Annotated in this window: 6 protein-coding genes and 1 tRNA gene; 1 reads left to right on the top strand and 6 read right to left on the bottom strand. The window is 72.5% G+C overall.

Annotated elements, in window-relative coordinates:
* Nucleotides 1-88 precede the first annotated feature (88 nt).
* Nucleotides 89-1,273, bottom strand: a complete 1,185-nt coding sequence (locus tag O1Q96_RS03575; protein ID WP_269253459.1) for a M20/M25/M40 family metallo-hydrolase — start codon at nt 1,271-1,273, stop codon at nt 89-91.
* A 171-nt stretch (nt 1,274-1,444) separates the two neighbouring features.
* On the opposite strand from O1Q96_RS03575, the gene O1Q96_RS03570 reads away from it, so the two are divergent.
* On the top strand, nt 1,445-2,329 hold the full coding sequence (locus O1Q96_RS03570) for a LysR family transcriptional regulator (protein ID WP_269246813.1): 885 nt from the start codon (nt 1,445-1,447) through the stop codon (nt 2,327-2,329).
* 89 nt (nt 2,330-2,418) lie between these two features.
* Here O1Q96_RS03570 and O1Q96_RS03565 read toward each other — a convergent pair.
* The 5 genes from O1Q96_RS03565 to topA form a co-directional block, all read right to left on the bottom strand.
* Nucleotides 2,419-2,492: transfer RNA gene (locus O1Q96_RS03565), tRNA-Thr, on the bottom strand.
* Nucleotides 2,493-2,627: 135 nt separating this feature from the next.
* Entirely contained in the window at nt 2,628-4,229 is a 1,602-nt protein-coding gene (locus tag O1Q96_RS03560; protein WP_269246812.1) for an alpha/beta hydrolase, read from the bottom strand.
* Nucleotides 4,230-4,352: 123 nt separating this feature from the next.
* Nucleotides 4,353-5,558, bottom strand: a complete 1,206-nt coding sequence (locus O1Q96_RS03555; RefSeq protein ID WP_269246811.1) for a DNA polymerase III subunit delta' — start codon at nt 5,556-5,558, stop codon at nt 4,353-4,355.
* A 324-nt stretch (nt 5,559-5,882) separates the two neighbouring features.
* Nucleotides 5,883-9,296: a dTMP kinase gene (gene tmk / locus O1Q96_RS03550; RefSeq protein ID WP_269246810.1), complete on the bottom strand. Its 3,414-nt coding sequence runs from the start codon at nt 9,294-9,296 to the stop codon at nt 5,883-5,885.
* Nucleotides 9,297-9,505: 209 nt separating this feature from the next.
* Entirely contained in the window at nt 9,506-12,346 is a 2,841-nt protein-coding gene (topA, locus tag O1Q96_RS03545) for a type I DNA topoisomerase (protein WP_269246809.1), read from the bottom strand.
* Between the last annotated feature and the right edge of the window lie 19 nt (nt 12,347-12,365).

The following is a 12,365-nucleotide window of genomic DNA, read 5'->3' as shown; positions in this document are numbered from 1 at the left end:
CTCTTCCTCGTGTGGAGTGACGGAGAGTTCGGGGCGCTTGCCCGCTTCCGGGGCCGGAGCTTCCGGGGCCGGAACGTTCCTGCTGCGGTCACCGGGCGGGCCCTCGGCAGATCTGGGCGACGAGGTGCGCGAGCAGCTCGGTGCGCGGGACCATCCGTGCGACCTCCACGTGCTCGGTGTCCGCGTGGGCGCCGCTGCCGACAGCGCCCAGGCCGTCCAGCGTCGGGCAGCCCACGGCCGCCGTGTGGTTGCCGTCCGAGGCACCGCCGACGGCGACACCCCGCAAAGGCTCCTGGCCCAGCTCCGACGCGATGCGGGCGGCGAGGGCGAACAGCGCGGCGGAGGACTCCGGTTCCATCGGCGGCCGCCTCCTGCCGCCCAGCACCGTCAGGCGGGCACCGGGGTTCCGCACGGTGAGCCCCCGCATGAGTTCGTCGATCCGGTCCTGCGCCGCCAGGGTCGGTACGCGCACGTCCACCGACACCTTCGCCGTCGCGGGCACCGTGTTCAGGGTGCTCCCCGCCGACAGAAGGGTGGGTGTGACGGTCGCCGCTCCCAGCACCGGACTGTCTGTGCCGGGGCCGACATCGATGCCGGTCCCGGGGCCGGTCCCGGGGCCAGGGCCAGGGCTGTCGACGGAGGCCCCGGTGTCGTCCACCGCGGCACCGAGACCGGCGATGGCCAGGACCTGGTGGGCGGCCTCGACAGCGGCGTTGATCCCCCGGTGCGGTTCGAGACCCGCGTGGGCGGCCCTGCCGTGCACCACGATCTCGTACCGCGAGGTGCCGCTGCGGGCGGTCTTGAGTGCGCCCGTGGCATCCGCGGACGCCTCCAGCACGAGGGCGGCCGCGCAGCCGCGCGCGGATTCCTCGACGAGTGTCCGGGAGGTGGGGGAGCCGACCTCCTCGTCCCCGTTGACCAGCACGCACACCCCGTCGAGGGTCGGCAGGGCGGCCAGCGCGTGGAACATCTGCACCAGCCCGGCCTTCATGTCCAGGACTCCGGGGCCCCGGGCCACCCCGTCGGCCACCGACCAGGGGTGGCTGTCCAGCGAACCGAGGGGCCACACCGTGTCGTGGTGCCCCACCAGCAGCACGCCCGGCCTGCCGAAGGTCCACCGCAGGTGGGTGACTCCGCCGGCCACGATCGTCTCCGGCTCGGCGCCCAGCAGCCTCGCCCCCTGGGCGCCGACCACCTCGGCGCTGCGGGCCACCGCCGCATGGTCGGCCGAGAAGGACTCGCAGGCCACGAGCTCCTCCAGGTCGAGCAGCATGGCAGGCAGATCGATCACGGTTCCCCCTCGGATCGGCGATGTCATGAGACGGTATGGGGCCACAAGGCATTCCACCAGCGACTGGATCGCATGGAATCCATGCACTGAACGCATGCGTCTGGGCAGTGCCCTGCCTGCATGCGCAGAGGGAGCACACAGGGGGGAAGGAACGTGTTCGAGACCGACGCGCTGCGCCTGCTCGTGACCGTGGCCGAGACCGGGTCCTTCACCGGGGCCGCGACCAGGCTCAACTACACGCAGTCCGCGGTGTCCCGGCGGATCGCCGCACTGGAACAGCAGGCGGGCGGCCCTCTGTTCGAACGGCTCCCCAGGGGCGTACGACTGAACCCCTCCGGCCGAGCGCTGCACCGCCACGCCGTGGACGTGCTGGAACGGCTGTCACGCGCGGAACACGAGCTGACCGTGATCCACGCGGGCCACGGCGGCATGCTGCGCGTGGGAGCCTTCGCGACGGCGAACATCTCGTTGGTCCCCGAGGCCCTGCGCCGGTTCAGGCACACCAGCCCGGATGTCGAGATCGTCTCGGTCGAGGGACGGAGCGGCACACTGATGCGGCATCTCACGGAAGGCGCGCTGGACCTCGCCGTGGTCAGCGACTACCCGTCCGGCCTGCCGTCGGCCGACGGCATCACGACGGCGGTACTGCTGGAGGACGAGTTGCTCGTCGCCCTCCGCCGCGACCATCCCCTGGCGGGATCCGGGGCGATCGGCCTGCACGACCTGCGCGACGAGGCCTGGATCCAGGACGCGTACGGCGACCGCCCCACGATGCTCGCCGACGCCTGCGCACGGGCCGGCTTCACCCCGAGAAAGATCATCAGAATCGCGGAGTGGACCGGCAAGTTCGGCTACGCGGCCGCCGGACTCGGAGTGGCCCTCGTCCCCTCACTGGCAGCGTGGGCGGTCCCGGCCGAAGTCATCCTGTGCCGCCTCGACGACCCCGCACTACGCCGAACGGTCCACCTGGCACTGCCCGCCACCCCACTGCCGGCGGCCCTGAAACTGCGGGACGCACTGCGCGACACGACCACCTGACCCTCCGCGCCACGCACCCCACACGGCGACCCGCCCCGAAAAAAGCAAAAGCCCCAGGTCACGGCGAGTGAGTCCTGAGGCTTTTACAGAGCCGCCTTCGGGATTCGAACCCGAGACCTACGCATTACGAGTGCGTTGCTCTGGCCATCTGAGCTAAGGCGGCGCGCTGCCGGAACTATGGTGCGATCGGCAACGCCGGTAAGTCTACACAGTTTCCGGGGGTGCTCCGAACCCGCTCCGGACGCACCCCCGGCAGGCCCGTCGGCGACCTGGCGACGGGCCTGCCGGAGCCCGGCGATCAGGTCGCTGAGCAGCGCTTTCCGTTCTGTGGCGGGGTGCCCTCGATGAGGTAGAGATTGATCGCGGAGTCGATGCACGCGCTGCCGCGTCCGTACGCCGTGTGGCCGTCGCCGTCGTAGGTGAGGAGCGTTCCCGAGGAGAGCTGGGCGGCGAGCGCCTGCGCCCACGAGTACGGGGTCGCCGGGTCGCGGGTGGTGCCGACCACGACGATGGGCGCGGAGCCCTTCGCCTCGATGCGGTGCGCCTCGCCGGTTGCCTTCACGGGCCAGTAGGCGCAGTTCAGGGAAGCCCAGGCGAGGCCCACGCCGAAGACCGGGGAGGCCTTCTCGAAGGCGGGGAGGCCCGCCTCGACCTCTTCGGGGGAAGCGAAGGCGGCGGGCAGGTCCAGGCAGTTGACCGCCGCGTTGGCAAACATCAGGTTCGCGTACTGACCGTCGGCGTCCCGGTCGTAGTAGCTGTCGGACAGGACGAGCAGGCCCGCGCCGTCCTTGTCCTGCATGGCCATGGTGAGGGCCTCCCGCAGCTGCGGCCAGGCCCCCTCGTCGTACATCGCGGCGATGACGCCCGTCGTGGCCAGTGCCTCACCGACCTTGCGGCCGTCCGCGTCGCCCGCGTCGATGGGTGCGGAGTCCAGCTGCCGGAAGAAGGCCTTCAGGTTCCTGCCGACCTGGTCCGGCGACGTCTTCGCCCCGCCCAGCGGGCAGTCCGGCTCGCGTACGCAGTCCTTCGCGAAGGACTGGAAGGCCGTCTCGAAGCCGGCCGTCTGGTCCTGGTTCAGCTGCCGGGCGGACAGGGACGGGTCCAGCGCGCCGTCCAGGACCAGCCGGCCCACCCGCTCCGGATACAGGCCCGCGTAGGTCGCCCCGAGGAACGTGCCGTACGAGGCACCGACGTACGTCAGTTTGTCGTCGCCCAGGACGGCCCGTACGAGGTCCATGTCGCGGGCCGTCTCGACCGTGGACACGTGGCGCAGCAGGTTCGCCGACCGCTGTCCGCAGCCCTCCGCGAATTCCTTGAAGGCGTCGACCAGTTCAGTGGTCTCGCGCGCGTCGTCGGGGGTCGTGTCCGTCTGCGTGTACGCGTCCATCCGCCGCCCGGTGAGGCATTCGACGGGCTCGCTGCCGGCCACGCCCCGCGGGTCCACCGCGACCATGTCGTAACGGGCGCGCACCTTCGCCGGGTAGCCGATGCCGGCGTACGCCTCGAGGTAGTCGACCGCCGATCCGCCCGGCCCGCCCGGGTTGACCAGCAGCGAGCCGAGCCGCTTGCCCGGTCCGGTCGCCTTCTTGCGGGCCACGGCCAGCCTGATGTCGCCCTTGGCCGGTTCGGCGTAGTCGAGCGGTGCCTTCACCGTGGCGCACTCGAAGCCGGGGGCGCCGCACGAGCGCCAGGTCGGCCGCTGCCCGTAGTGCGACGTCAGTTCGGACGGGGTGACCTCGGGCAGCGCGCGCAGCGCGCCCGCCCCGGCCGGGCTGGCGGAACTCGTCGAACTCCCCGCGGAGCAGGCGGAGACGAGCAGTGCGGCAACGGCGACCAGCGTGCCGCACGCGCGAAGGGATCGGTGGGCCCGGGATGCCCCGGGCCGGCGCCTGGTGTCCATCGAGCGAGCGTAACCCTGCGCGACGACACGATCGCTAAGAGTTGCAAGCGCGCCTCGTACGAGTGACGGCGTCAACTCACGGACCGGCGACCGCCGGCCGGGACAGCCCGAGCCGGTCCGCCGTCAGCCCGCCCGCAACGCCATCGTCATGGCCTCCACCGCGAGCAGCGGCGCCGCATTCCGGTCCAGGGCCTCGCGGCAGGCGGCGATCGCCTCTATCCGGCGCAGGGTGTTCTCGGGCGACGACCCGCGCGCCAGTCGGTCCAGGGTGTCCTGCATGTCCGTGTTGGCAAGGGCGAGGTGTGTGCCGAACTGGAGGGCGAGCACGTCGCGGTAGAAGGCCGTGAGGTCGATCAGGGCCAGGTCCAGGCTGTCGCGCTGCGTACGCGTCCTGCGGCGCTTCTGCTTGTCCTCCAGCTCCTTCATCACGCCCGCGGTGCCGCGCGGCATACGGCCGCCCTGGGCCGCGCCGAGGGCCGCCTTCATGTCCTCGGTCTCCTTGACATCGGTCTCCTCCGCGACCTGTCTGGCATCCTCGGAGGCCGCGTCGATCAGCTCCTGGGCCGCCCTGAGACAACCGCCCACGTCGCCGACGCGAAGCGGCAGCTTGAGGACGGCGGCGCGGCGGGCGCGGGCCCGCTCGTCCGTGGCGAGGCGGCGGGCCCGTCCGATGTGGCCCTGGGTGGCGCGGGCCACGACGGCCGCGACATCCGGCTCGATGCCGTCGCGGCGCACGAGGACGTCGGCGACCGCGGCCACCGGGGGCGTCCGCAGGGTGAGGTGGCGGCACCGGGAGCGGATCGTGGGCAGCACGTCCTCCAGGGAGGGCGCGCACAGGAGCCAGACCGTACGGGGGGCGGGCTCTTCCACGGCCTTCAGCAGCACGTTGCCCGCGCCTTCGGTGAGGCGGTCGGCGTCCTCCAGGACGATGACCTGCCAGCGGCCGACAGCGGGCGACAGCTGGGCGCGGCGAACGAGGTCGCGGGTCTCCTTCACACCGATGGAGAGCAGGTCGGTGCGGATGATCTGCACGTCCGCGTGGGTGCCGATGAGGCTCGTGTGACAGCCGTCGCAGAAGCCGCAGCCGGGGACGCCGCCGAGTGCGCGGTCGGGGCTCACGCACTGGAGGGCCGCCGCGAAGGCACGCGCCGCGGTGGAACGGCCCGATCCCGGCGGGCCCGTGAAGAGCCAGGCGTGCGTCATCTTCGAGGCCTCGGGCACCGGGGTGGCGGCCGCGACCGCGGTGACCAGGGCGTCGGCGTCCCGCGCGGCGGCCGAGAGCTGCGCGCTCACCTTCTCCTGGCCCACCAGGTCGTCCCATACGGTCATGGGGTGCCGCCCTTTCGTCACACCTGTGCCCTGCCGCGTCCATTGTGCGGGAGGGGACTGACAACGAGATCCGTCGGTGCCCGTGCGACGGGGCACCGACGGGCGAAGAGGCCCGGGCAGCGGCGGGGCGCCCCCGACCGGACCGGCGCGGGAGGCCGACACCGGACCGCGTCGGCGCAACCCTGCCGAGGTGACCACAGCAGAGCCGGATCGGCGCCGCCACCCGGCGTCGGCACGACCACCCGGCGTCGGCACCGCCGCTCCATGCCGGCGCCGCCATCCGACGTCGGCGCCGGCGCCCGCTGTCGGCGCCGGCGCCCAAGGTCAGCGCCGCCGCCCGCGCCCCTCGTCCGGCTCGTCGCCCTCGCGTCGGCCCAGCAACTCGTCGGCCAGCGTCGGCAGATCGTCCAGCGGGGTCTCCTCCGCCCAGTCCGAACGGGGGCGTCGCCTGGGCGTACCCTCCGCGTCGACCTGGGGCAGCTCGCGCGTGCGGGCGTCGGAGGGTCCGGAGTCCGGCCGCTCGTCGCGGAAGTACCCGGGAGGCACCCGGTCCGCGGCCCCGCTCCCCTGCTCGCCGTCCCGGTCGGCCCGGTCGTCCCGGTCGTCCCGGACCGGAGGAAGGACCGCCGTCTCGTCCGCACCGGACTCCGGCCGGACCGGGGGCAGCACGGCCGTCTCGTCCGGGCCGCGATCCTGCCGGACCGGCGGGAGTACCGCCGTCTCGTCCGCGGCCGGGCCGCGACCCACCGGGGGCAGCACGGCCGTCTCGTCCGCGGCTCCCTGCGGGGCCGGGGGCTGCGGGAGCACGGTCGTCTCCTCGGAGTCCGGGCCGGCGCCCCGCGGCGGTACCGGGGGCAGGACGGCCGTCTCGTCGGCCGGTCCTCCGGACGCGTTCGTGGGCGTCACCAGGGGCGTCGACACCGTGGTCTCGTGGTCGCCCGCACCCGCCGACGCACCGGAACCAGTCCCTCCGGAAGTCCTGGAGGCCCGGGAGGTCCTGGCGGTCTTGGAGGTCCTGGCGGTCTTGGAGGTCCTGGAAGTCCTGGACGGGCCGGAGGATTCCGAAGCACCGCCGGCACCCGTGCCGGTACCGGCCACCCCGGCAGCCGGCCCCTCGGCCACCGCGCTGGAAGCCGCGACCGCGGCAGCCGCCGCCCGCCGGGCCTCCTCGGCCCGCACCAGTGCCTCCTCGGCCCGCACCAGTGCCTCCTCGGCCTTCCGCTGCTTCTCCAGGCGCCGTTCCTCGGCCTCGGCCCGCAGCCGCGCCTCCTCCTCGGCCTGCCTGCGCCGGCGCTCCTCCTCGGCCGCGCGGGCCTTCTCCTCCGCGAGCTGCCGGGCCTGTTCCTGCTCGGCACGCACGCGTGCGGCCTCCGCGCGCTGCCGCGCCTCCTCCGCCTGCCGCTCGGCCTCGCGCCGCTGAGCCTCTTCCAGCTCGCGCTGCTTGCGCTCTTCCTCCTCCGCGCGCAGCCGGGCGAGCTGCTCCTGGCGCTCGCGCTCCAGCCGCTCCTCCTCCGCCTTGCGGGCGGCCTCTTCCTCGGCCTTGCGGCGGGCCTCCTCCTCGGCTGCCCTGCGGGCCTCCTCCTGGGCCTTGATCTCGGCCTCGGAGAGCGGGAGGACCACGTCGAGCCGGTGCCGGATCACGGTGGTGACGGCCTCGGGTTCCTGCCCGGCGTCGACGACCAGGTAGCGGCCCGGATCGGCCGCCGCCAGCGTCAGGAAACCGGACCGCACGCGCGCGTGGAACTCGGCGGGCTCCGACTCCAGCCGGTCCGGCGCCTCGGTGAACCGCTCGCGTGCGGTCTCCGGCGCCACGTCCAGCAGGACCGTCAGATGGGGTACGAGCCCGTGGGTCGCCCACCGGTTGATGCGGGAGACCTCGGTCGGGGAAAGGTCGCGCCCGGCTCCCTGGTAGGCCACCGAGGAGTCGATGTACCGGTCCGAGACCACGACCGCGCCCCGCTCCAGCGCGGGCCGCACCACGGTGTCCACGTGCTCCGCGCGGTCGGCCGCGTACAGCAGCGCCTCCGCGCGGTGCGACAGCCCCGCCGACGACACGTCGAGCAGGATCGACCGCAACCGCTTGCCAACGGGGGTGGCGCCCGGCTCGCGTGTCACCACGACCTCGTGGCCCTTGGCGCGGATCCACTCCGCGAGCGCCTCGGCCTGGGTCGACTTGCCGGCCCCGTCACCGCCCTCCAGGGCGATGAAGAACCCTGAGGCGGTGGACGCCTGCACCGGATCGTCGCCGCCCCGCAGCGCGTCCCGCAGGTCGTGCCGCAGGGGCACTCCGGAGCGGTCGTCGGCCTTGGCGAGGACCAGCGCTGCGACCGGCAGCAGGAGCGCGCCGACCAGCATCAGGGTGAAGGCGGCGCCGCCGTGCGCGAACACGAACTTGCCGTTCTCCAGGCGGTGCGGCCCTATCGCGGCGGCGACCAGCGGGGCCGCGAGCACGCCCAGGGCCACGAAGACCCGTACGACCGCGTGCAGGTGTTCCGTCGTCCGCGTCCGCCGGTATTCCTCGGCCTCCTGGTCGAGCAGCGCGTGCCCGGTGTTCGCGGCGACGCCCGCGCCGACGCCCGCGAGGCCGGTGATCAGCAGCACGGTGGTGCCGTCCGGGACGAGCCCGGCGGCGAGCAGTGCGATCCCGGTGAAGGCGATCGCCAGGGCGAGCAGCCGTCGGCGGGACAGGGAGGGCAGCAGTTTCGCGGCGTTGCGGATGCCGATCACGACACCGCCGGTCAGCACGAGGACGAGCAGCCCGTACGTCACTGGGCCGCCGCCCAGGTCCTTGGCGTGCAGCACGGCCACCGCGACGGCGGCCGCGACGGCCCCGGCGACGGCCGCGCAGGCGAGCACCAGGAGCGGGATGGCCCCGGTGCGGCCCTTGTCGATGCCCGAACCTGTCTTCGGGCGGCGCAGTCCTTCGAGCGGCGACCGCGCGCGCGGGGTCCGTGTGTCAGGCAGTTCGAGGAAGGTGAGCACCGACAGGGAGGCGGCGAACAGGCCCGCGGAGACGTACGAGGCGAGCGCCGCCTGATGCTGGTCGAACCACGCGAGTCCGGCGCCCAGCAGGTTGTTGACGAGCCCGGCGGCGACGAGCGTCGCCGCCGCGAGGGGCGCGGTCACGAATCCCGTACGCAGTGAGAGTCGGCGCAGCGCGTCCATGTGGTCGGGCAGCGGCCGTACCGTCGCGCCCTCCAGCGGCGGCGCGGGCAGGAGCGCGGGCGCCGCGCTCTCGCGGCACACCGTCCAGAAGCGCTCGGCGACCCCGATCACGAACGCCGTCACGAGGAGCAGCGCCAGCGCGTTCTCGGGAGTCCAGTCGATCCACAGGGGCGCGATGATCAGCAGCGCGGCCCGTACGCCGTCCGCGCCGACCATGGTCCAGCGGCGGTCGAGGGGGCCGTCCTGGGCGGTGAGGGAGGAGAGCGGGCCGAGGAGGACCGCCCCGAAGAGCAGGGTGGCGAGAATGCGTGCCCCGAAGACCGCCGACACGGCGACGGCCACTCCGCGGTAGCCGCCTCCGAAGGATCCCTCGGCGACCGCGGTCTGGAGGGCCAGCAACACCAGGACGAGCAGTGCGAGGGCGTCGCCCACGCCTCCCACCAGCTGGGCGCTCCACAGCCGCCTCAGTTGCGGTACGCGCAACAGCGCCCGGACGGCGCGCTCCCGTGAGTCTGCGACCAGGGCGTTGTCGGGGGCCGGAGTGTGGGCCGTTGGCTGCTCGGCTCGCGTCATCCTGCCAGCCTATCCGGACGGGCCCGCTCCCCGAAGAGGCCCCCGAACATGCGAACGGCCCCGACACCAAGTGGTCCCGGGGCGTTCGTTCGGCGAACGGAAAGTGAAGGAGGCGGTCCGCCACCGGACCGGTCCTCGACCGAAAACAGTGTGTGGCCCGGGCGGCACCGAAAAACGGTGTGCCGCCCGGCCGTTCACCGGAAAGAGGATCAGTCCTCGGCCGTCGCCCTGGCCGCGGTGACCTTCTTGGCCGTCGTCTTCTTGGCGGTGGTGGTCTTCTTTGCCGCCGTCTTCGTGGCCGTGGTCTTCTTGGCGGCGGTCTTCTTCGCGGGCGCCTTCTTGGCCGGTGCCTTCTTGGCGGGGGCCTTCCTCGCCGTCTTCTTGGCCGGCCCCTTCGCCCGCTTCTCCGCGAGCAGCTCGAAGCCCCGCTCCGGAGTGAGTTCCTCGACGCTGTCGCCGGACCGCAGGGTCGCGTTGGTCTCGCCGTCGGTGACGTACGCCCCGAAGCGTCCGTCCTTGACGACGACCGGCTGCCCGCTGACCGGGTCGGCGCCGAGCTCCTTCAGCGGCGGCTTGGCGGCCGCCCGGCCGCGCTGCTTGGGCTGCGCGTAGATCGCGAGGGCCTCGTCGAGGGTGATCGTGAAGAGCTGGTCCTCGGCCGTGAGCGACCGGGAGTCCGTGCCCTTCTTCAGGTACGGCCCGTACCGCCCGTTCTGCGCGGTGATCTCCACGCCCTCGGCGTCCTTGCCGACGACGCGCGGCAGCGACATCAGCTTGAGCGCGTCCTGAAGCGTGACGGTGTCCAGGGACATCGACTTGAAGAGCGACGCGGTACGCGGCTTCACGGCGTTCTTGCCGGTCTTCGGGGTGCCCTCGGGGAGCACCTCGGTGACGTACGGGCCGTAGCGGCCGTCCCTGGCGATGATCTGGTGGCCCGTCGCCGGGTCGGCTCCGAGCTCGAAGTCGCCGCTGGGCTTGGCGAGCAGCTCCTCCGCGAGCTCGACCGTCAGCTCGTCGGGGGCCAGGTCCTCGGGGACATCGGCCCGCTGGTGGTTCTCGGAGTCCTTCTCGCCGCGCTCGACGTACGGACCGTAGCGACCGACGCGCAGCATGATGTCGCTGCCGGCCACGGAGAACGACGACACCTCGCGGGCGTCGATGGCGCCCAGGTCGGTGACGAGCTCCTTGAGACCGCCGAGGTGGTCCCCGTCGCCGTTGCCCGCCTCCGCCGCGGCGGCTGCGCCGACCGCGTCGCCCTCGCCGAAGTAGAAACGCCTGAGCCACGGGACGGACCGGGCCTCGCCCCGCGCGATGCGGTCGAGGTCGTCCTCCATCCTGGCCGTGAAGTCGTAGTCGACGAGCCGTCCGAAGTGCTTCTCCAGCAGGTTGACCACGGCGAAGGACAGGAAGGAGGGCACGAGGGCCGTCCCCTTCTTGAACACGTATCCGCGGTCGAGGATCGTGCCGATGATCGACGCGTACGTCGACGGGCGGCCGATCTCCCGCTCTTCGAGCTCCTTGACGAGGCTGGCCTCGGTGTAGCGGGCCGGGGGCTTGGTCGCGTGGCCGTCGACCGAGATCTCCTCGGCGGACAGCGGGTCGCCCTCGCCGACCTGCGGCAGGCGGCGCTCGCGGTCGTCCAGCTCGGCGTTCGGGTCGTCCGCGCCCTCGACGTACGCCTTCAGGAAGCCGTGGAAGGTGATCGTCTTGCCGGACGCGCTGAACTCGGCGTCCCGGCCGTCGGAGGCCCTGCCCGCGATCTTCACGGTGACGGAGTTGCCGGTGGCGTCCTTCATCTGGGAGGCGACGGTCCGCTTCCAGATCAGCTCGTACAGCCTGAACTGGTCACCGGTCAGACCCGTCTCGGCCGGAGTGCGGAAACGATCGCCCGACGGGCGGATCGCCTCGTGCGCCTCCTGCGCGTTCTTGACCTTCCCGGCGTACGTGCGCGGCTTGTCCGGCAGGTAGTTCGCACCGTAGAGCTGCGTGACCTGCGCCCGGGCCGCGGAGACCGCGGTGTCCGAGAGGGTCGTGGAGTCGGTACGCATGTAGGTGATGAAGCCGTTCTCGTACAGCTTCTGCGCCACCTGCATCGTGGCCTTCGCGCCGAAGCCGAGCTTGCGGCTGGCCTCCTGCTGGAGCGTCGTCGTACGGAACGGCGCGTACGGCGAGCGGCGGTACGGCTTCGACTCGACGGACCGTACGGAGAAGTCCGTGTTCTCCAGGGCGGCGGCGAGCGCGCGGGCGTTCGTCTCGTCCAGGTGGAGGGTGTTCGCACCCTTGATCTGCCCGAGCGAGTCGAAGTCGCGGCCCTGTGCGACGCGCTTGCCGTCGACCGCGGTCAGCCGGGCTACCAGGCTCGACGGGTCGCTCTGGTCACCGGCGCGGCCGGTGCCGAAGGTGCCCGTGAGGTCCCAGTACTCGGCGGAGCGGAAGGCGATGCGCTCGCGCTCCCGCTCGACGACGAGGCGGGTCGCCACGGACTGGACGCGGCCCGCCGACAGACGCGGCATGACCTTCTTCCACAGGACCGGCGAGACCTCGTAGCCGTAGAGGCGGTCGAGGATACGGCGGGTCTCCTGGGCGTCGACCATGCGCTGGTTGAGCTCGCGCGGGTTGGCGACGGCACTGCGGATCGCGTCCTTGGTGATCTCGTGGAAGACCATCCGGTGGACGGGGACCTTGGGCTTCAGGACCTCGAGAAGGTGCCACGCGATGGCCTCGCCCTCGCGGTCCTCATCGGTTGCGAGGAAGAGCTCGTCGGAATCCTTCAGCAGGTCCTTGAGCTTCTTGACCTGGGCCTTCTTGTCAGCGTTGACCACGTAGATCGGCTGGAAGTCGTTCTCGACGTCCACGCCGAGCCGACGCACCTCGCCGGTGTACTTCTCGGGCACCTCCGCGGCGCCGTTGGGGAGGTCGCGGATGTGCCCGACACTCGCTTCGACGACGTATCCGGGGCCGAGATAGCCCTTGATCGTCTTCGCCTTGGCAGGCGACTCGACGATGACGAGTCGGCGGCCGCCGTGTGCGGTCTCGCTGGTCGGGGACAACTTCGCTCTTCTCTCCGGT

Source organism: Streptomyces aurantiacus (assembly GCF_027107535.1).
In the GTDB taxonomy this organism is placed as follows: domain Bacteria; phylum Actinomycetota; class Actinomycetes; order Streptomycetales; family Streptomycetaceae; genus Streptomyces.
This window is presented reverse-complemented; position numbering and strand designations above follow the sequence as displayed.

Excerpts from the sequence above, each read along its gene's own strand:
- O1Q96_RS03575 (WP_269253459.1), bottom strand. The coding sequence starts at position 1,273 with ATGCTGCTCGACCTGGAGGAGCTCGTGGCCTGCGAGTCCTTCTCGGCC.
- O1Q96_RS03560 (WP_269246812.1), bottom strand. The coding sequence starts at position 4,229 with ATGGACACCAGGCGCCGGCCCGGGGCATCCCGGGCCCACCGATCCCTT.
- O1Q96_RS03555 (WP_269246811.1), bottom strand. The coding sequence starts at position 5,558 with ATGACCGTATGGGACGACCTGGTGGGCCAGGAGAAGGTGAGCGCGCAG.
- tmk (WP_269246810.1), bottom strand. The coding sequence starts at position 9,296 with ATGACGCGAGCCGAGCAGCCAACGGCCCACACTCCGGCCCCCGACAAC.